This is a genomic window from Amycolatopsis silviterrae, assembly GCF_042684085.1.
In the GTDB taxonomy this organism is placed as follows: Bacteria; Actinomycetota; Actinomycetes; order Mycobacteriales; family Pseudonocardiaceae; genus Amycolatopsis; species Amycolatopsis silviterrae.
This window is the reverse complement of the sequence record NZ_JBHUKS010000020.1, coordinates 106,405-125,072: the sequence shown is the minus strand read 5'-3', so window position 1 is coordinate 125,072 and position 18,668 is coordinate 106,405. Positions and strand designations below refer to the sequence as shown.

Here is an 18,668-nt window from a genome sequence, read left to right as displayed (position 1 = left end):
ACATTGGGGAGGGCCCGCAGCCCCCGGCGGGCTCGCGGATGCCGGCGCGGTGGGTACCGGCATCCGCGAGGGTCGATCAGCCCTTGATCTCGGTCCAGGCCCGGGTCCAGTCGCCGTAGTCCTTGCACTTGACGTCCGTGCGGCCGTCGAGGCACTGCGGGATCGGCGTGGTCCAGTACTGGATCTTGGCGGCGTACGCGGCGTCGTTGGCGTGGTAGGTGTCGCACAGCGACTTGTCCTTGAACTCCGCACAGGCCTTGGAGTTCGCCGGGGCCTCACCGAAGTACTCGGCGACCTGGGCGTTCACCTTCGGGCTCGTGATGTAGTCCATCCACTTGTACGCACACGTCTTGTGCTGCGACTTCGCGGACACCATCCAGGTGTCCGACCAGCCGGTGGCACCCTCGCTCGGCACCGTGGCCGCGACCGGCGCGCCCTCGCTCTTCGCGAGGTTCACCGTCACCTGCCAGGCCGTGCCGATCACGCCGTCGCCGCTCTTGAGCGACTGCGTTTCCTTGAGGTAGTCCGACCAGTACTCCTCGACCAGCGGGCGCTGCTTCTTGAGCAGGTCGGTGGCCGCCTTGAACTGCTTGTCGTCCAGTGCGTACGGGTTCTTGATCCCGAGGTCGGGCTGGTGCGCCATCAGGTACAGCGCGGCGTCGGCGATGTAGATCGGCGAGTCATACGCGATGACCTTGCCCTTGAACTGCGACTTCTCGTCGAACATCGGCGACCACGACTTCGGCTCCGGCTGCACCTTGTCGGTGCGGTAGGCCAGGACGTTCGCGCCCCAGCCGTGCGGGATGCCGTAGGCGACGTTGTTGACGCTGTTCCACGACTTGTTCTTGAGGAACGGGTAAATGTCGTTGTAGTTCGGCACGAGCGCGGTGTTGACCGGCTCGACGTCGCCCGAGGCGACCAGCCGCAGCGAGGCGTCGCCGGACGCGGAAACCACGTCGTACTGCCCGGTCTTCATCAGCGTCACGGCCTCGTCCGAGGTGCCGAAGGGCTTGACGTTGACCTTGCACCCGGTCTGCTGTTCGAACGGCGTGACCCAGTTGACCTTCGCGTCGTTCGAGCCGTTTTCCGCGTAACCGGGCCACGCGAGCACGTTCAGCTGGCCTTCCGGCTGGCCGAGCTGCGTCATCGCGTTGAGCTTCGGCGGCGTGAAGCCCTGTGCGCCCGGCGCCGACCCCGCTTTGGAGTCGGAGCCCGAGGTGCCGCAGGCGGCGAGCAGGAGGCTCACGCCGCACAGCCCTGCGAGCAGCGTCTTCCTGTTCTTCATAGCGAGAGAAACCTTCCCGTGAGGAACTAGCCGGCTTCGGGGACCCGGAAACTGTGTTCGCGGCGCCAGCGCAGGCGGACGCGACCGTCGGCGAACTCGGCCGGTTCGCTGGTGTTCTGGCGGACAACGGACAATTGGCCCCCGGCATCGAGCGCGACAGCGTAGCGCACCGTCGATCCGGCATAGACGACATCCGTCACCGAACCGGTCGCGGACGTCTCGCCGGGGCCCGCCGGCGAAGCGAGATCGCCGTCGATGCGGATCTTCTCCGGCCGGATGCTGTACACGCCCGGCTTGCCGATCACCGCCTCCGCGCTACGCCCGCTGAGCAGGTTAGATGTGCCGACAAACCCTGCCACGAAAGCACTTGCCGGGCGTTCGTAGACCTCGACCGGAGTACCGACCTGTTCGATGCGGCCCGCGTTGAACACGGCGATCCGGTCGCTCATGGTGAGCGCCTCGTCCTGATCGTGGGTGACGAAGACGAAGGTGATGCCGACCTCGCGCTGGATCTGCTTGAGCTCGACCTGCATGGCCTGGCGCAGCTTCAGGTCGAGTGCGCCGAGCGGTTCATCCAAAAGCAACACTTTCGGGTGATTTACCAGAGCGCGGGCGAGCGCCACCCGCTGCCGCTGCCCGCCGGACATCTGCGCGGGCTTGCGGTCGCCGAAGTCCTCCAGCCGCACCGTGCGCAGCGCTTCCTTCGCGCGGTCGCGGCGTTCGGCTTTCGCGACCCGCTTGACCTTCAGGCCGTACTCCACGTTCTGCTGCACCGTCATGTGCGGGAAGAGCGCGTAGTCCTGGAAGACCGTGTTGACGTCGCGGTCGAACGGAGCCAATTGGCTCACGTCCTTGCCTTCGAGTTCGATCGTGCCCGCGGTGGGCAGTTCGAAGCCGGCGATCATCCGCAGCACGGTGGTCTTGCCGGAACCGGACGGGCCGAGCATCGAGAAGAACTCGCCGGGCGGGATGTCGAGGTCGACCCCGTCCACGGCGCGCACCTTGTCGAAGTGCTTTTCCAGGCCGGTGAGCCGGATCGCGGGCTGCGCCGATTGCGGGCGCCTTCCCTGCGGCCGGGTCTCGGCGGGGGCTTGATGGGGCATGACGGGCCTTCCCATGGATCTGGTCACGACGGCTACAGCGCACTCATCACGTGCTTGACGCGGGTGTAGTCCTCGAGGCCGTACAGCGAGAGGTCCTTGCCGTAGCCGGACCGCTTGAACCCGCCGTGCGGCATCTCGGCCACGAGCGGAATGTGCGTGTTGATCCACACGCACCCGAAGTCGAGCTTCGCCGAGAACCGCATGGCGCGCTGGTGGTCCTTGGTCCACACCGAGGACGCCAGGCCGTAGGGAACGCCGTTGGCGTGCTTGAGCGCTTCGTCGTCCTCGGTGAACCGCTGCACCGTGATGACCGGGCCGAAGACCTCGTTCTGAGTGATCTCGTCGTCCTGGCGGACGCCGGAAACCACGGTGGCCTCGTAGAAATAGCCCTCGTCGCCGGAGCGCCGTCCTCCACAGTGGACAGTGGCGTGCTCCGGCAGCCGGTCGATGAAGCCGGCGACCTTTTCCAGCTGTGCGGCGTTGTTGAGCGGGCCGAAGGCGACGTCGTCGCCGGTGCCGGTCTTGTTCGCCTCGGCCTGGCGGGTGAGCGCGTTGACGAAAGTGTCGTGGACGTCGTCGTGCACCAGCACGCGCGTGGCCGCGGTGCAGTCCTGGCCGGCGTTGAAATACCCCGCCGCGGCAATGGCTTCGGCGGCGGCTTCGAGATCGGCGTCCGGGAACACGATCACCGGGGCCTTGCCGCCCAGTTCGAGGTGCACGCGCTTGACGTCGTGCGCGGCCGAACCGGCGACCTCGATGCCCGCCCGCACCGAGCCGGTGATCGACACCATCGCCGGAATGTCGTGCTCTACCAACGCCCGTCCGGTGTCGCGGTCGCCGCAGATCACGTTGAACACGCCCGCGGGCAGGTGCTCGCCGAAGATCTCGGCGAGCAGCAGCGTGGAGGCAGGCGTGGTGTCGGACGGCTTGAGCACGATGGTGTTGCCCGCGGCGAGCGCCGGCGCGATCTTCCAGATCGCCATCATCAGCGGGTAATTCCAGGGCGTCACCTGCGCGCAGACGCCGACTGGCTCGCGGCGGACGAACGACGTGTGGCCTTCCATGTACTCGCCGGCCGAACGGCCTTCGAGCACGCGCGCGGCACCGGCGAAGAAGCGCACCTGGTCGATGACCGCGGGCAGCTCCTCTTCCATGGTGAGCGCGAACGGCTTGCCGGTGTCCTGCGCTTCGACGCGGATGATCTCCTCGCCGCGCGCCTCGAGCGCGTCAGCGATCTTCAGCAGTGCCAACTGCCGTTGCGCCGGGGTGGTCTCGCGCCAGCTTTCGAACGCTTCCGCGGCGACCTTGAGCGCGCGGTCCACGTCCTCGGCGCCGGCCACCGGCGCGGTGCAGTATGCACGTCCAGTAACCGGGTCGACGATTTCGGCGACCTTTCCGGACAGCGAGTCGACGTAGGTCCCGCCGACGTAGTGCTTCAACTCCTGCACGCGTGCGCCTCCTGACTCTCCGTGGCAGGATGAAACATATAACTCCATATTTCATATGACAAGGCCCTGGGGCAGGATTGGCTCCAACGGATGCCGAGACGGGTGGACCCACGATGCGCAAGGAGATGTCGAACAGCGCACGACTGGCGATGTTCGCCCCGCTGGAACAGGTGGGGCGCGCGGAGGCGGTCGCGGCGCGGCTGTTCGACGCCATCACGCTCGGTCTCCTCGACGACGCGGAGCAGTTGCCGAGCGAGGCCGAACTCGCCGCCCAGTTCCGCGTCTCCACGGTCACCGTGCGCGAGGCGCTCGCGGTGCTGCGGCAGCAGGGCCTTGTCGAAACGCGGCGCGGCCGCGGCGGCGGCAGCTTCGTGCGCACCCCGGACTGGCCCGCGCAGAGTTCGTGGGCCGAACGCCTGCGATTGGTCTCAATGGCTGAACTTCGCGACTTCGGCGACCACTACCTCGCCGTCGCGGGCTCGGCCGCGAAACTCGCCGCGGAACGCAGCACTCCCGAAGATCTCGAACGGCTGCGGCTAACCGCGGAAGACCTCCTCGGCGCGAGCGGCCCCGACGCGACCCGCGCGGAACGGCACTTCCACCTCGAAGTCGCCGCCGCCGCACAGTCCCCGCGGCTCACCAACCAGGAAGTTCAGCTGCAGAGCGAACACGGCGTATTGCTCTGGGCGCCCCTCGGCGACAAGGAAACCTGCCGCGGGTCTTACGCTGAGCACCAGGCGATCGTCTCCGCGATCGCCTCGGCCGACGGCGATCGGGCGCGCGCCTTGACCGAAGAGCACCTGCTGGGCGCGCTTGATCGGCTCGCAGATCTGCACCTGACCCTCGAAACGCCGTAAGCTCCGATGACCCGCATCACGAGGTGAGCATCGTGACCGATACCCGCACGCTGACCGGCGAAGAGGTAGTGACCCAGGTTTCCGCCCTCGTCGAGGAGATTTTCGCGCGCCTGAAACCAGTTCTGGCCGCCGCGGAAACGCTGCTCGGCGAAACCGCCGACCTCTCGGCCGAAGCGCTGCACGCGATCCGGCCGCAGGTCATCGAGGCGCTCGGCGGCCTCGTGGTCGGCGCGGGCTTCGTGAGCGCGCCGAATGTCCTTGCCGATCAAGAACTCGGCTTCGAGTGGTGGACGTCGTGCCGCACCGACGACGGTTCGCCGGAACAGCTGTTCATCAGCCTCGATCCGGAGAGCCCCAATTTCCTTGACTACACGCGGCAATCGTGGTTCACCGTCCCGCGCGACAGCGGGCGGCGGCATGTCAATGGGCCGTACGTGGACTATTTGTGCACCGACGAGTACACGCTCACCTTCACCATTCCTGTCACGCGCGGTGAGGAATTCGCCGGAGTCGTTGGTGCGGACGTGTATGTGCGCGAGTTCGAGCGCACGGTGAGTCGCCGGCTGCGCGCGCTCGGCCGGACGGCCGCGTTGCTCAACGCGCAGGGGCGGGTGATCGTGTCGAACAGCGCGCGGAAGGCGACCGGGTCGCTGGTGCGCGAGATCGACGTGCCGGCCTGGTGGGCGTCGGGGGCGGAACCGTATACGGCTCCGGGCGGGATGACGTTGCGGCGCTGCGGGGATTCGCCGATCACGCTGCTGGTCACGACCTGACCTGGAGAGCGAACCACAGTTCCGCGCGGACGCCGGGTGCGTCGAGGTCCCGGCCGAGCAGCTCGGCAGCCTTGGTGACCCGGTTGCGCAAGGTGTGCCGGTGCACGCCGAGCTTCGTCGCGGCGAGATCCCAGTGGCCGTGGTGTTCGAGCCAGCAGCGCAGCGACAGCTCCAGGTCGCCGCGACCGGCGCGGTCGAACTCCCGCACCGGCGCGAGGAGCTGATCAGAAAACGCTTGCGCGGCTTGATGATCGACCAGGCCCAGCAGCCCGGCCCCGGCGTGGTCGGCGTAGCGCAGCATCGGCACGCGCTGCGTCCGCGCCGCCTCGGCCGCTTCCTCCGCCTGCCGGAGCGCGACCGGGAATTCCCCAGTGGACAGTCCACTGTGGAATTCGCCGGTCTCCGCGACGATCTCGCGTACCGCGTCGTTCTCCGCCAGCACGATCAGCTTATCTCCGCGATGTGCGGCGAACACTTGCCCGGCCAGGGTTTCCAGCCGTTCGTACAGCGTGTTCCTGGCAGCCTTGCTCCCGGCCACCGCGAGCACCGTCCACGGTTCCGGAGGAAGATCAGGCACTACCTCGTGGGCCAGCTCATGGTGTCCGGCGGCAAGCAGTTCCAGTACGCCAGTGTGCAGTTGGGACAGGGAAACCCGCTGCGCGCGATCTTGTTCCAGGGCAAGGGAAAGCAGCGACACAGCCGTGTTGACGATGTGCTGTCCGGTGCTGTCCAACGGTTCCGCGGTACCGACCGCCAACGCGCCACGGGTGTGCAGAGTCTGGAGCACGACCTCGTCGTCGCCATGGGACACCACGCGCGTGCCCGCGCGAAGGCCGGTGACGTCCAGTTCGGCACTACGCGCCTTAGCGGACGAAGCCTCGCGAACGCGTCCGGCGGAGTCGTAAAGCACTACCCAGCCATCGATGAGCCGCGCGAGCCGCCGCACCACTCCCCCGGCGCCGCCGCGGCCGACTGCGGTGCGGGTCAGCTCCTGCTGGGCTCGGCCGATCCGCACCGTCGCGGCGTACTCGTCGGCGGCGACCGACCGGGACACCGCGCGCGTGATCGCGATGAACGGCGTCTTCCGCGGCACCTCCAGCACGGGCAGCCCGACCTCGTCGGCGACCGCCACCAACGCGTCCGGGACCTTGGCGTGGCTCAGCCCGACGCCGAAGCCGAGCCCGGCGACGTCGGCGTCGACGAGCCGCCGGACGTACGCCGCGTACGTCGCGCTGTAGAGCGTCAGACCGGTTGTGAGCAGCAGTTCCCCGCCTTCGAGGAAGCTCTGCGGGTCGGTCAGCTCGGTGGGGTGCACCCAGCCGATCGGGCGGTCCAGCCCGGCCTCGCCCGCGACCACGCGCAGGGCGAGCGCGGGTTCGGCGGCGAGGGTGCGCAGGGTGAGTGCCATAACAGCCAAGTGTAGCTGCCAAGTTGGACAGAACGGCCAGCTGACGGGGAGGGGCGGAGGGCCCATCCTGAGGGGCGAACCACTCGAAGCTCGTGAGTGCCTGCGCCGGTTCTCACCGGCACCAGCACTCACGACCCGCGACGTAGGAGCGCCGTGACCACCAGCACCGCCGCCGAGCCGCAGGCTCCGGCACCCCGGCAGCGCAGGCTGCAGACCGAGATCCCCGGGCCCGCCTCCCGCGCGCTGCAGGAACGCCGCGCGAACGCGGTCGCCGCCGGGGTCGCGTCCACGCTGCCCGCCTACATCACCTCCGCCACCGGCGGTCTGCTCACCGACGCCGACGGCAATGTGCTGATCGACTTCGGTTCCGGGATCGCGGTGACGAGCGTCGGGCATTCCGCGCCCGAGGTGGTCGACCGGGTGCGCGAGCAGGCGGGCCTGTTCACGCACACCTGCTTCATGGTGACCCCGTACGAGGGCTACGTGGAGGTGTGCGAAGCGCTGGGCGAGCTGACGCCGGGCGACCACGCGAAGAAGTCGGTGCTGTTCAACTCGGGTGCGGAAGCGGTCGAGAACGCGGTGAAGATCGCGCGCACCGCCACCGGTCGCCAGGCCGTCGTGGTGTTCGACCACGCCTACCACGGCCGCACCAACCTGACCATGGGCATGACCGCGAAATCGGTGCCCTACAAGCACGGTTTCGGCCCGTTCGCGCCCGAGGTGTACCGCGTGCCGGGCTCGTACCCGTACCGCGACGGACTGGCCGGGCCGGAGGCCGCGCGGCAGGCGATCGACCGGATCGAGAAGCAGATCGGCGGCGACCAGGTCGCGGCCGTCGTGCTCGAGCCGATCCAGGGCGAGGGCGGCTTCATCGAGCCCGCGCCCGGCTTCCTGCCCGCGATTTCCTCGTGGTGCAAGGCGAACGGCGTCGTGTTCGTCGCCGACGAGGTGCAGACCGGCTTCTGCCGCACCGGAAACTGGTTCGCCTCGGAGCACGAGGACGTCATCCCGGATCTGGTGTGCACCGCCAAGGGCATCGCGGGCGGGCTGCCGCTCGCCGCGGTGACCGGACGCGCGGAACTGCTCGACGCGGTCGGCGCGGGCGGGCTCGGCGGTACGTACGGCGGCAATCCGATCGCGTGCGCCGCGGCGCTGGGCGCGATCGAGACCATGCGGAGCGACGGCCTGGCCGGTTCTGCGAAGCGCATCGAGGACCTGGTGCTGCCGCGGCTTCGGGCGCTGGCAACGGAAACCGGCGTGATCGGCGACGTGCGCGGGCGAGGAGCAATGCTGGCCGCCGAGTTCGTGAATCCGGGTACGAACGAGCCGGACGCCGACCTCACCAAGCGCATTGCCGCCGCCTGCCACGCGCAGGGGGTCGTGGTGCTGACCTGCGGCACGTACGGCAACGTCGTCCGGCTGCTCCCCCCGCTGTCCCTGTCCAACGAGTTGCTCGACGAAGGCCTCGCCGTTCTCGAGTACGCAATCCGCACGGAGGCCCGCAAGTGACTTTCCCGTTCTGGGTGGCCGGAAAGCCGGTCACCAGTGGCGAAACGACCGTCGTCCGGCATTCGTTCGACGGTTCCGAAGCCGGTCAGCACTACCTGCCCGGACCGTCCGATGTGGAGGCTGCGGTCCAGTCCGCGGTCGACGTCGCCGACGAGTTCGCGACGCTGCCCGCGCACGTCCGCGCGGGCGCGCTCGACCACATCTCGCGCCGGCTTTCCGAGCGGGCGGAGGAGATCGCGCAGCTGATCACCGCCGAATCGGGCAAGCCGCTGAAGTGGGCGCGCGGCGAGATCGGCCGTGCGGTGTCGACGTTCCGCTGGGCGTCCGAGGAGGCCCGCCGGTTCTCCGGCGAACTGCAGCGGCTCGACACCGACCCCGGCGGCACCGGACGGCTCGCGCTCGTCCGGCGCGTGCCGCGCGGCCCGGTGCTGGGCATCACGCCGTTCAACTTCCCGCTGAACCTGGTGGCGCACAAGGTCGCCCCGGCGATCGCGGTCGGCGCGCCGATCGTGCTGAAGCCGGCCCCGGCGACGCCGCTGACCGCGCTGCTGCTCGGCGAAATCCTCGCTGAGACCGACCTTCCGGCGGGCAGCTGGTCGATTCTGCCGCTGGGCAACGAGGAAACCGCCGAACTGGTCAAGGACCCGCGGCTGCCGGTCGTGTCGTTCACCGGTTCGGTTCCGGTCGGCTGGGCGATCCGCGACACCGTGCCGCGCAAGCACGTCGCACTGGAACTCGGCGGCAACGGCGCGGTGCTGGTCTGTCCGGATTGGACTGACCTGGACTTCGCCGCGCAGCGGATCGCGACGTTCGCCATGTACCAGGCCGGGCAGTCGTGCATCTCGGTGCAGCGCGTGTACGCGCACACCGATGTCTACGACGAACTGCAGGAGAAGGTGCTGGAGCAGGTTGCCGCGCTGCGCACCGGAAACCCGCGCGAGGACGGCGTCGACGTGGGCCCGCTGGTCAACGAGGCGGCCGCTTCGCGGGTCGAGTCCTGGGTCACCGACGCGGTTGTCGCCGGTGCCAAGCTGCTGGCCGGCGGTGGCCGCAAGGGCGCGACGGTGGAGCCGACTGTGCTCGCCGAAGCCCCCGAGGACGCTTCGGTGATGGCGGACGAGGTGTTCGGCCCGGTGGTCTCGCTGGTTCGCGTGTCCTCTGTGGACGACGGCGTGGAGCGGATCAACGCGTCCCGTTTCGGCCTGCAGACCGGGGTGTTCACCCGCGACCTGCCGACGGCGTTCGACGTGTCGGCGCGGCTCAAGGTGGGCGGCGTGCTGGTCGGCGACGTGCCGAGCTTCCGCGCCGACCAGATGCCTTACGGCGGGGTGAAGGACTCCGGTGTGGGCCGCGAAGGCCCGGCCGCGGCGATGGCGGACTTCACCGAGGAGCGCGTGACTGTCCTTACTGGACTGACTCTCTGAGCGCCGCGTAGGCGTCCACCAGAGACGGTCCGTACCACGTGAGGTAGCGCCCGGAGATCAGCACCGGGCGCATCTCCGGGAAGAAGCCGGGGCCGTCGTCCTGGGTGAACTCGTACGGCTCGTCGGGCAGTACGACCAGGTCGGCCCCGGTCTTCCGGAGTTCTTCCAGCGACGGCCGGGGATAGCGCTCGGAGTGTCCGGAGTAGACGTTCTCGATTCCGACCCGGCGCAGCACGTCGCCGGCGAAAGTGTCGCGGCCCAGCACGATCCACGGCTTGCGCCACACCGGGATCACCGCCCGGTACCGGACCGGTGCTACCTCTCGCCACAGTTCTTCGGCGGTGTCCAGCCATTCCGGCTCGTCGATCCCGTACACCTGGGTGAGAATGCGCCGCAACGACCCGAGCGCGGCGGGCACGGACTCCGCCGCGGCCATGACGAACACCGGAATCCCGTTGGCGCGCAGGGTTTCCACGTCCTCCGGCCGGTTCTCCTCGGAGTTCGCCAGCACCAGATCCGGTTCGAGCGCGAGCACCCGGTCGAGCTTCGGGTACTTCGACCCGCCGACCCGTGCCACGTCCAGATCGGCCGGATGCGTGCAGTAGTCCGTCGCCCCGATCAGCCGCCCCGGCGCGCTCACCTCGACCGCCTCGGTCAGCGACGGCACGAGCGACACCACCCGCCGCGGCGGCCCCTCGATCGGCACCGGCTCGCCGAGATCGTCCACCAGTTCCGCGTTCCTCATACCCGTTCGAACGACACCTTCCTCTGCTCGACGTCCACTTCGGTCAGCCGCACCGCGATCCGCTCGCCCTCCGGGAACTTCTCGCCGGAGCACTTCGCCATCACCGGCGGATTCTCCACCAGGATCTCCGCCCGCGTCTCGTCCGCGCGCAGCACCACCGCGGTGAACTCGTGGCCCACCTGTTCAGCGAGTACCCACGCCTCCACCTGATCAATGCACGCCCGTTCCACCCGTGCCGCCAGACTGTCCGAAGCGGACATTTGCGCGGGCACCTCGGCCAGCGCCTCGCGCACCCAATCCGGCACCTCGCGCCCGGCCGTCACCGCCAGGCACACCTCGGTGCCGAACCGGTCCACCAGCCGCCGGATCGGCGCGGTGACATGCGCGTACGCCCCGCCGATGCCCGCATGCGTCGTCACCGCAGGCAATTCCCCGGCGAACGCCGTGTAACCCGCGCCCCGCAACAGCCGCGTGGTGTCCGCGTACAGCGCCATCGACGCGGGCTGCCCCGGGTCCAAAGTGGACAGGAACTCGGACACTCCCAGCTCGATCGGCCAGGCCAGCCCCACCGCCGACGCGGACCGGCGCAGCCATTCCACCGCGTCCGGCTCCGGCGACGGCAACGTCCGCAGCACCCCGATCCCGGCCTCGATCATGATCCGCGCCGCGGCCATGCCAGTCAGCAGCGAGATCTCGGCGTTCCACGCGTCCACCGCCGTGCGCGGCCGGCGCGCGAGAATCCAGCCGCCGTCGATGTCGCCGCTGATTTCCTGCTCCGGCAACTGCAGTTCGACCGCCCCGCGACGCACCGCCAGACTGCGCCGCAACCGGCCGAGCTCCGGCAGCGCCGCCACCGACGGATGCGGCCGCCCGGCCTCCAGCGAGGCCTGGACCCCTTCGTAGTCAAGCTGTTCCGTCGAACGCACCAGCGCCCGCCGCACCCGCGTGGCGAGGATTTCCCCGCCCCCGTCGACGTCGATCGTCCACAGCACCGCGGGCCGCACCTCGCCCGGCAGCAGGCTCGCCGCCCCCTCGGACAGCACCGGCGGATGCAGCGGGACGTTGCCGTCCGGGAGATACAGCGTCTGCCCGCGCCGCCGCGCCTCGTGATCGAGCGCCCCGCCCGGCGGGACGAACGCCGCCAGGTCCGCGATCGCGTACTGCACCCGGAACCCGCCCGCGCGCCGTTCGAGCACCATCGCCTGGTCGAGGTCCTTGGACCCGGGCGGATCGATCGTGACGAACGGCAGGTCGGTGGCGTCCTCGCGGCCGCCGGCGGAGGCGAGCGGATCGAGCACCGCCGTCTCGGCCTCCGCGAGCACCGCCGGACCGAACGACTCCGGCAGCGCGAACTCCGCCCGGAGACGACCGAAGTCCCCTCCCGACGCTGACGTCCTCAGCACGAGTGGCGGCACGGTCCAACACTATCCCGCCGGAGCGCCGGTGATCGCCCGTTCGGGCGCGGGCCGGTCGGGTGTAGCCTGCCTGGCATTGATAATCGTCTTCATTTTCAGAAGGGGCCGAATCGGTGAAGATCGCGTTCGTCGGCAAGGGCGGCAGCGGGAAAACCACGCTCTCGTCGCTGTTCGTCGCCCACCTGGCCGCCGCGGGCAAGCCGGTGCTGGCCATCGACGCCGACATCAACCAGCACCTGGCGGTCGCCCTCGGCGCGACCGAGGAGCAGGCACTGGCGTGGCCGACGCTCGGCGACAATATGCCGCTGATCAAGGAGTACCTGCGCGGCGACAACCCGCGGATCCCGTCCGCCGACGCGATGATCAAAACGACCCCGCCCGGCCGGGGCTCGCGCCTCGTGCGCCCCTTCGAGGACAACCCGATCTTCGACGCCTGCTTCCGCCCGCTCGGCGGGGTCCGGCTGGGCGTCACCGGCCAGTTCGACGAGGACGACCTCGGCGTCGCCTGCTACCACTCGAAGGTCGGCGCCGCGGAACTGCTGCTGAACCACCTGGTGGACGGCGCGGACGAGTACGTCGTGATGGACATGACCGCCGGGGCCGACGCGTTCGCCTCGGGCCTGTTCACGCGCTTCGACGTGACATTCCTGGTGTGCGAACCGACCCTGCGCAGCGTCGGCGTTTACCGCCAGTACGCGGATCACGCGCGGGACTTCGGGGTGCACCTGGTGGCCGTGGGCAACAAGGTCACCGACAGCGACGACGTCGACTTCCTGACCGAACAGCTGGGTTCGGCGCTGCTGGGCTGGATGACCACGTCCGGCCACGTCCGGGCCGCCGAGCGCGGCACCATCCGCCCGATCGGCGAACTGGAGCCGCGCAACCTGGCCACGCTGACCGCGATGCGGTCCCAGGTGGACGCGACGCCGCGGGATTGGGCGCGCTACCAGCGCCAAGGCGTGGAATTCCACCTCCGCAACGCGCGGGCCTGGGGCAACGGGCGCGCGGGGACAGATCTGGCGGACCAGGTGGATCCGGAATTCGTGCTGGATCCGGCGGCCATGGCGGGATAGCGCAAACCGGCCACCGGCCGAAGCTCCGCCGACATAATGGCGGCCATGGACTGGAAGCCATGGCTGTCCCGCTGGAGCGCGGAATGGGTCCGGAGCGCCGAACCCGACGAACTCGATCCGGACGTGCAGCGCGAGCGATGGCTCGGCTTCGCCCCGGCGAGCGAGGCGGCGATCGCGGCGACCGAAGCCCGGCTGGGGCAGCCGCTGCCGCCGTCCTACCGGGACTTCCTGCTGACGACAGACGGCTGGCGGCATGCCGGGTGCTTCGTCTGGCGGATGCGGGACACCGCTGACCTCGGGTGGCTGCGCGACATCGAGCCGTACTGGGAGGAGTGGGAAGACCTCTCCGACGCCGAACCGGATCCGGACGGGGGCAACAAGTTCAGCCGGGGACTGATGATCTCGCGCGACGCCGACGCCGGGATCCTGTTCCTCGATCCGGGCGACGTCGACGAATCCGGCGAGTGGGCGGCGTACAGCCTGTTCTCCTGGCGAGCTGAGCCGCCCACCCGGTTCGCGTCGTTCACCGCGTTGATGGAGAGCCTGTACGCCGAGTTTCACGAGATGCGCCAGCCGGAAGGCGAGACTCGCGACGAGTGGGACGCCAAGGTCGAACAGGCCAGGCTCGCCGCGCTCGCCGGCGACGTCGACGGTGCCGCGACCGTGCTCGCGCAAGCCGAGGAGTTCGGCCGCGACCGCGCCACGGTCCTGCTCGCCCAGCTCCACCTGCTGCTCGGCCAGGAGTACCAAGCCAGCCAGTCGCTCCGCCGCCTGCTGCGCCAAGTGCCGGACGGCTTTCTCGCCGACCCGCTGTTCACCGACGAACTCATGCCGTGGCTGCTGACCGAGCACGCCCGCTCCGCGACGGGCTATCGCCATTCCGTGCTGCAGACGGCGATGTACGGCGAACGCCCGGAAATCCAGCTCGCCATCGGCGAAGGCCAGGCCCGGCTCCGCCGCGAAGGCCCGCGCCCGAACTTCGGCAATCCGGCGTTCGACCGCTTGGCCAGAACGGCGCTGGCCGAACACGCAGACGACCCGGACACCTTGTGGCAGGCCATCCGGACGGCGCTGGCCCAATGGCAGCCCAGGTCCGTCGACCACATCGCCCCGGTCGCCCTGCTCGCCGACCCGGCGCTGGCCGCGACATTCACCCGCGAACACGGCCGCGAACTGCTGACTCGACCCCGAGGTGACCGATGAGACCCGTCCCGACCCGGGAAGACGTCGCGATGGAACAAATCCTGAACGCCTGCGGCCGCCCGCACGACTTCCCCGACTTCGCGCTGGAAGCGACCGAAACGCACACCGACCCGTCCGGCAGGACCGTCCACATCAGGCGGGACGCGTGCCGTACCTGCGGGATGGTCTCGGTCCGGCAATGGCAAGGCCCTCTGCCGACCGGAGAGGGCCTCGTGGCGGTAGCGAGCAGATACGAGCGTCCGGAGCCAGGAGACGTCCCCGGCCTCGCCGACCGCGCCCGCCAGGTGACTGACGCCGAACTCGCCGATTTCTTAGCCGCACACGGCTTCCCCGACGGCGTCCCCGAGGACTTCGCCCCCGTCCGGCACACGACTACGCACCTGGACTTTCGCCTGCAGGTCCGGGCAAGCCAGTTCATGCTCCTGGACCGGGGCCGCCCGCTCGGCGACATCCTGCCGGTCCCGCCGTCCGCCGACTCCGCGGACCTGATCGACGCAGTCCCCGGCGCGGCCCTGTTCTGGCCCCCGCTCGACGACGGTGAGCTGCCTCTGGCGGTAGTCCTCGCTCCCGAGGACCCGGGCCCTTCCCCGGCCTATGCCCGGATCGCGGAGGTGAGCTGCCGCTTCCACTCCGGCCACGTCGTCCTGCGCGAACTGGCCGGGCGGGAGCTGCCGCTGCCGCCGCTGCCGTCTGGCCACGGCGATTACCGGATCCGGTTTCACGTCGCGGAGTCTGGGTGCTTGCTGCAGATGTGGGGGCAGCCTCGCACCAAGCCGCTACGCCCCGCTTGATTTCTGGGGCGGCACCGGCTTTTCGCGGCGATCAGTCGCCATGCCAGAGACGATCGGCGGCGTCGGCCAGGGCCGTGCGCTCACGGGCGATGGCCGGGGACGCCACGGCCCGGCCTTCCCGCACCAGGCCCAAGAACGAACCGCAGCATCAGCCTCGGTTCTTCGCGCCGATCGGTCCGTCCCAGAAACGATCGACGGCATCGGCCCCGCGCGTGCGCTCACGAGCGACGTGACCGGCAGAGCGCCCACCGGCCCCGATTCTTCGCGCCGCTCAGTCGCCGTCCCAGGAACGGTCGGCGGCATCGGCCTGCCGCGTGCGCTCGCGGGCGATGTCGAGCGCCCGGCGGGCCGTGGCCTCGTCCGGGTAGGGGCCGAGGAGGTCGACTCCGCGGCTGCGTTCGAGGTGCTCGACCTCGTGGGTGCGGGTGTTGTAGTACCAGCCCTGGTCCGGGTTCGGGTCGTCAGACATGGGTTCAGCCTGACACTTCGCCGCTCACTTGCGCCAGCGGAACGGGACCTCGGTGGGCTGCCCGGTGGGCCCGAAGTCGGACGGGCCGTCGTCCTCGTGGTCGGGATGCTCGTCGAACCACCCGCGGTTGTCCGGGACGGGGATGCCGCGAGGCGGGGTCGCCGCGTCGTCCGCCGGGGAGGGCGCGCCGTAGTCCGGCACCAGCGGGACGGCCGGGTCCTTGCCGGGAAAGACCGGAAGCTCGTCCCGGTACGTCCGCGACGGCGGCGGCCCGGACGTCCCCGTCTCCTGCCCCGGAAAGACCGGCAGCGGACGCCCGTCCGGCCCGGTCTCGCTGCTCCGCCGACGGCCGCTGGGCTGCGGCAGCTGGAAGGGCGTCCCGGCGGCGGCCGGCTGCGCTGGTTCGGGTGGGGTTGCCTGCGGCTGCGCGGGGGGCTGAGCCGGGGGCTGCTGCGCGGGCGGAGCCGGTGGCGCGGCAGGGGCAGGCGGCGGCACCGCCGGTGCGGAAGGATTCGCTGATGGATGCGGCTGTGCCGGGGAATCCTGCGCAGCCGGCTGCGCGCCGGGAGCAGGCTGCGGTGCCGGTGCAGGGGCATTCTCTGCCGGACGGGCCGGAGGTTGCTGCGCGGACGGAGGCTGTTGCGGGCCGGGGGCAGGCTGCTGCACCGCCGATGCGGGAGGATTCGCCGGCGGATGCGGCTGAGCTGAGGATGACTGCGCGGGCGCAGCCGGTTGCGCACCAGGGGCAGGCTGCGGTGCCCTCGGCGCAGGAGGATTCGCTGGCGGAGGCGCACTCGGCTGAGCCGGGGGTTGCTGCGCAGCAGGTTGCCCGCCGGGTGCGGGCGAAACCTGTTGTTGCGACGCCGGTGCGGGAGGATTCGCAGGCGGCAGTGGTTGCTGCGCTGCCGCAGGATTCGCGGGCGGAAGCGGTTGCGACCTGCCGGACTCGGACGGCTCCGTCGGCTGCTCTGTGACCGGAGCAGTCGGCGGAACCTGTTGCGAGGTCCCGGAAACCGGTTGCGCCGGAGCCTGAGCGGCCGGCGGCGGAGCATACTGCGCCCCCGGACCAGGCTGAGAAACCTGCCCCGAAGCCGGATTCTGGCCCTGCCACCCCGTCGCCGCAGGAGTGTCTGCCTCGTGCCGCCCGTGCGCCGGATTTCCCTGTGGCGGCAAAGTTTCCGCCGGGCGGGCGGGCTGCCTCGGCTCGTGGACGTACGGCTTCGGCTGCCACGACTGCCTCGCCCGCACCTGCGGATCGGCCTGGGGACTCGCCGGTGCGGGCTGAGCAGCGCCCGGGTCATGCTCTTCGGCAGGCGTGCCCGAGCCAGCCGCGGGCTCCGGCTGAGGGATCTCTTCCGCGGCGGCCGTAGTCTCCGAGACCTGCTCAGCCTGGCCATTCCTCACCGGCTCAGGCCGCACCTCCTCCGGCGGACGTGGCGCCGGACCGCCACCGGCGGGACCGGGCCCACCCTCGCCAGCCGCCGATCGCCACACCGGAGCCGGGCCGATGTTCATCGGCACCGGAGCGGCCAGCGGGCCGACCGGCGGTGCCTCCGCCGAAGGCCCGGCCGAGGCCGGTCGCGGGATCGGGTCCAAGCAGGACACCAGCACGGTCGTCCGGTCCGGGTCCTGGACCTTCCGGCCGCTGCGCTCCCGGTAGACCATCTCCCCCTCGGCGTCCATCTCCACCAGGTAGCCGGCCTCGGCCAGCTGCTCCTCGTCGAGATCGACCAGGCGCTCGTACCGGGACGGCACGACCCGGTAGACCGGCCACGACAGCCGGGCGTGCTCGCCGTGGAACTGGGCCAGCAAGGCCGCCATCTGCTGCTGCCACGGCAGCGACATGCCCTCGGCCAGGGAACGGGGCAGCACGACGTACCCGCCGTCGACGCCGGGCATTCCCTGGTTCAGCAGGTCCGCGAGCGGGGTGCTGGACGCGGGGTGCGCGGACTGGCGCGGCGGCTGCGGTGCGCCGAACAGCGCCGCCGGGTCCTGGGGCTCGCTCTGGCCTGGTTTGCCGCGCTTGCCGAATTTCCGTGCCACGTGTGCCATCCTCTGCCAGCGCGCGGCCACGTGCTCGTGGACAGGCCGCGACTTCGGGGTGAATCCGGACCCGCGGCACCGAGTCACCGCGGGTCAAGAGCCGGTGCCTCCCGCACCCATGCTAGACGCCGGGGCGCACCGCCTGCGGCACGACTTGGTTCTCGTCGAACGAGAACGGGCGGATGTGCACCGGGACGCCGGTCTGCTGTGCCTCGACGATCTTGCCGTCTCCCAGGTACATCGCGACGTGGTGGATGGTGGTCGGGTCGGCCGGGTCGTTGGCGAGGAAAATCAGGTCGCCGGGCTGCGCGTCGCGCACCGGCAGCATCGCGCCCGCCTTGTACTGGTCCTTCGACACGCGCGGCAGGATCACGCCCGCCGACTCGTAGGCGCGCAGCATCAGGCCGGAGCAGTCGTAGGAGTCCGGGCCGGTCGCGCCCCAGATGTAGGGCTTGCCCTGCTCGCCGAGCGCGAACTTGATCGCCTGCGCGGCGGCCTGGCTCGGCGGCAGCGCGGCGCCCATGCCCTGCCCGCAGCCGACCACGTCCGCGATCTGGCCCATGTTCTGCACCAGCGAGGCCGCCATCGCCTCCCAGCGGTGGTAGCGATCCGGGAAGCCGGACCGCTCGACCCGCTGCGCCGCGTCGCCGGGGCGCAGGTTTTCCCAGTCCGGGACGCCGAGCAGGACGTCGAAGAACTTGTTGATCGCGTAGTTCGGGTCGGTGACCTGCGCCGGGCTGCCCCAGTTCATCGACGGGCGCATCTGGAAGATGCCGAGCGAGTCGCGGTCGCCGTAGTTCACGTTGTGCAGCCGCGATTCGGTCATCCCGGCCTGGATCGCGACCTGCCACGCGCGCGGCGCGAGGCTGCGCTGCTTGCCGATCGCGATGATCAGCGACACCGTGCCGCGCGACTCCTGGTCGAGTTCGGCGGCGTCCGACCCGCCCTGCTCCGGCTGCCCGGGCTGGGTGGGGCCGATCGCGGCATCACAGGAGGTCAGCGCGATCCCGCCGGCCGCGGCCTGCTGCTGGTCGTTCACGACCTTCGTCACGACGTTCGTGGTGAGCACCGTGGCGAAAACGGCGGCGATCACCACCGAGACGAGGATGGCCAGCTTCACGG

Annotated in this window: 16 protein-coding genes; 7 read left to right on the top strand and 9 right to left on the bottom strand. The window is 70.3% G+C overall.

Annotation, left to right across the window (positions count from 1 at the left end):
• Positions 1-76: 76 nt before the first annotated feature.
• From ACFSVL_RS28200 to ACFSVL_RS28190, 3 genes are read right to left on the bottom strand one after another with little or no spacing between them, the layout of a single operon-like run.
• Entirely contained in the window at positions 77-1,285 is a 1,209-nt protein-coding gene (locus tag ACFSVL_RS28200; protein ID WP_378308572.1) for an ABC transporter substrate-binding protein, read from the bottom strand.
• A 26-nt stretch (positions 1,286-1,311) separates the two neighbouring features.
• Positions 1,312-2,388: an ABC transporter ATP-binding protein gene (locus ACFSVL_RS28195; protein ID WP_378308571.1), complete on the bottom strand. Its 1,077-nt coding sequence runs from the start codon at positions 2,386-2,388 to the stop codon at positions 1,312-1,314.
• A 32-nt stretch (positions 2,389-2,420) separates the two neighbouring features.
• Positions 2,421-3,836, bottom strand: coding sequence for a gamma-aminobutyraldehyde dehydrogenase (locus ACFSVL_RS28190; RefSeq protein WP_378308570.1), 1,416 nt, complete (start codon positions 3,834-3,836; stop codon positions 2,421-2,423).
• Positions 3,837-3,949: 113 nt separating this feature from the next.
• On the opposite strand from ACFSVL_RS28190, the gene ACFSVL_RS28185 reads away from it, so the two are divergent.
• Positions 3,950-4,693: a FadR/GntR family transcriptional regulator gene (locus ACFSVL_RS28185; protein ID WP_037815737.1), complete on the top strand. Its 744-nt coding sequence runs from the start codon at positions 3,950-3,952 to the stop codon at positions 4,691-4,693.
• Between the two features lie 32 nt (positions 4,694-4,725).
• On the top strand, positions 4,726-5,466 hold the full coding sequence (locus ACFSVL_RS28180; RefSeq protein WP_378308569.1) for a cache domain-containing protein: 741 nt from the start codon (positions 4,726-4,728) through the stop codon (positions 5,464-5,466).
• Here the strand turns inward: ACFSVL_RS28180 and ACFSVL_RS28175 are convergent.
• Complete coding sequence (locus ACFSVL_RS28175; RefSeq protein WP_378308568.1) at positions 5,456-6,874, bottom strand: PucR family transcriptional regulator; 1,419 nt, start codon at positions 6,872-6,874, stop codon at positions 5,456-5,458. The genes ACFSVL_RS28180 and ACFSVL_RS28175 overlap by 11 nt on opposite strands.
• A gap of 153 nt (positions 6,875-7,027) precedes the next feature.
• On the opposite strand from ACFSVL_RS28175, the gene gabT reads away from it, so the two are divergent.
• Both gabT and ACFSVL_RS28165 read left to right on the top strand, forming a co-directional pair.
• Complete coding sequence (gabT, locus tag ACFSVL_RS28170; RefSeq protein WP_378308567.1) at positions 7,028-8,383, top strand: 4-aminobutyrate--2-oxoglutarate transaminase; 1,356 nt, start codon at positions 7,028-7,030, stop codon at positions 8,381-8,383.
• Positions 8,380-9,807 carry an aldehyde dehydrogenase family protein gene (locus tag ACFSVL_RS28165; RefSeq protein ID WP_378308566.1) on the top strand — a complete coding sequence of 476 codons (1,428 nt, stop codon included), beginning with the start codon at positions 8,380-8,382 and terminating at the stop codon, positions 9,805-9,807. The genes gabT and ACFSVL_RS28165 overlap by 4 nt, the downstream gene beginning before the upstream one ends.
• Here ACFSVL_RS28165 and ACFSVL_RS28160 read toward each other — a convergent pair.
• Both ACFSVL_RS28160 and ACFSVL_RS28155 read right to left on the bottom strand, forming a co-directional pair.
• Positions 9,788-10,552 carry a helical backbone metal receptor gene (locus ACFSVL_RS28160; protein WP_378308565.1) on the bottom strand — a complete coding sequence of 255 codons (765 nt, stop codon included), beginning with the start codon at positions 10,550-10,552 and terminating at the stop codon, positions 9,788-9,790. The two genes, ACFSVL_RS28165 and ACFSVL_RS28160, sit on opposite strands and share 20 nt — an antisense overlap.
• Complete coding sequence (locus ACFSVL_RS28155) at positions 10,549-11,967, bottom strand: RNB domain-containing ribonuclease (protein ID WP_378308564.1); 1,419 nt, start codon at positions 11,965-11,967, stop codon at positions 10,549-10,551. The genes ACFSVL_RS28160 and ACFSVL_RS28155 overlap by 4 nt, the downstream gene beginning before the upstream one ends.
• Before the next feature lie 113 nt (positions 11,968-12,080).
• Here ACFSVL_RS28155 and ACFSVL_RS28150 point away from each other — a divergent pair, with 113 nt between their 5' ends.
• The 3 genes from ACFSVL_RS28150 to ACFSVL_RS28140 are packed head-to-tail and all read left to right on the top strand — an operon-like array spanning position 12,081 to position 15,034.
• A complete protein-coding gene (locus ACFSVL_RS28150; RefSeq protein WP_378308563.1) occupies positions 12,081-13,040 on the top strand; it encodes an ATP-binding protein in 960 nt (319 codons plus the stop codon).
• 45 nt (positions 13,041-13,085) lie between these two features.
• A complete protein-coding gene (locus tag ACFSVL_RS28145; RefSeq protein ID WP_378308562.1) occupies positions 13,086-14,243 on the top strand; it encodes an SMI1/KNR4 family protein in 1,158 nt (385 codons plus the stop codon).
• A complete protein-coding gene (locus ACFSVL_RS28140) occupies positions 14,240-15,034 on the top strand; it encodes a hypothetical protein (RefSeq protein WP_378308561.1) in 795 nt (264 codons plus the stop codon). Before ACFSVL_RS28145 ends, ACFSVL_RS28140 begins: the two co-directional genes overlap by 4 nt.
• A gap of 271 nt (positions 15,035-15,305) precedes the next feature.
• Here the strand turns inward: ACFSVL_RS28140 and ACFSVL_RS28135 are convergent, their stop codons facing one another.
• The 3 genes from ACFSVL_RS28135 to ACFSVL_RS28125 form a co-directional block, all read right to left on the bottom strand.
• Positions 15,306-15,503, bottom strand: a complete 198-nt coding sequence (locus ACFSVL_RS28135) for a hypothetical protein (RefSeq protein WP_037815747.1) — start codon at positions 15,501-15,503, stop codon at positions 15,306-15,308.
• A 24-nt stretch (positions 15,504-15,527) separates the two neighbouring features.
• Positions 15,528-17,546: a hypothetical protein gene (locus ACFSVL_RS28130; protein ID WP_378308560.1), complete on the bottom strand. Its 2,019-nt coding sequence runs from the start codon at positions 17,544-17,546 to the stop codon at positions 15,528-15,530.
• Between the two features lie 121 nt (positions 17,547-17,667).
• Positions 17,668-18,666: a C40 family peptidase gene (locus ACFSVL_RS28125; RefSeq protein WP_378308559.1), complete on the bottom strand. Its 999-nt coding sequence runs from the start codon at positions 18,664-18,666 to the stop codon at positions 17,668-17,670.
• Between the last annotated feature and the right edge of the window lie 2 nt (positions 18,667-18,668).

What these genes read in the sequence shown, in the direction of transcription:
- ACFSVL_RS28200 (WP_378308572.1), bottom strand. Translation starts at nt 1,285, where the DNA reads ATGAAGAACAGGAAGACGCTGCTCGCAGGGCTGTGCGGCGTGAGCCTC.
- ACFSVL_RS28195 (WP_378308571.1), bottom strand. Translation starts at nt 2,388, where the DNA reads ATGCCCCATCAAGCCCCCGCCGAGACCCGGCCGCAGGGAAGGCGCCCG.
- ACFSVL_RS28185 (WP_037815737.1), top strand. Translation starts at nt 3,950, where the DNA reads ATGCGCAAGGAGATGTCGAACAGCGCACGACTGGCGATGTTCGCCCCG.
- ACFSVL_RS28175 (WP_378308568.1), bottom strand. Translation starts at nt 6,874, where the DNA reads ATGGCACTCACCCTGCGCACCCTCGCCGCCGAACCCGCGCTCGCCCTG.
- ACFSVL_RS28160 (WP_378308565.1), bottom strand. Translation starts at nt 10,552, where the DNA reads ATGAGGAACGCGGAACTGGTGGACGATCTCGGCGAGCCGGTGCCGATC.
- ACFSVL_RS28145 (WP_378308562.1), top strand. Translation starts at nt 13,086, where the DNA reads ATGGACTGGAAGCCATGGCTGTCCCGCTGGAGCGCGGAATGGGTCCGG.
- ACFSVL_RS28140 (WP_378308561.1), top strand. Translation starts at nt 14,240, where the DNA reads ATGAGACCCGTCCCGACCCGGGAAGACGTCGCGATGGAACAAATCCTG.
- ACFSVL_RS28135 (WP_037815747.1), bottom strand. Translation starts at nt 15,503, where the DNA reads ATGTCTGACGACCCGAACCCGGACCAGGGCTGGTACTACAACACCCGC.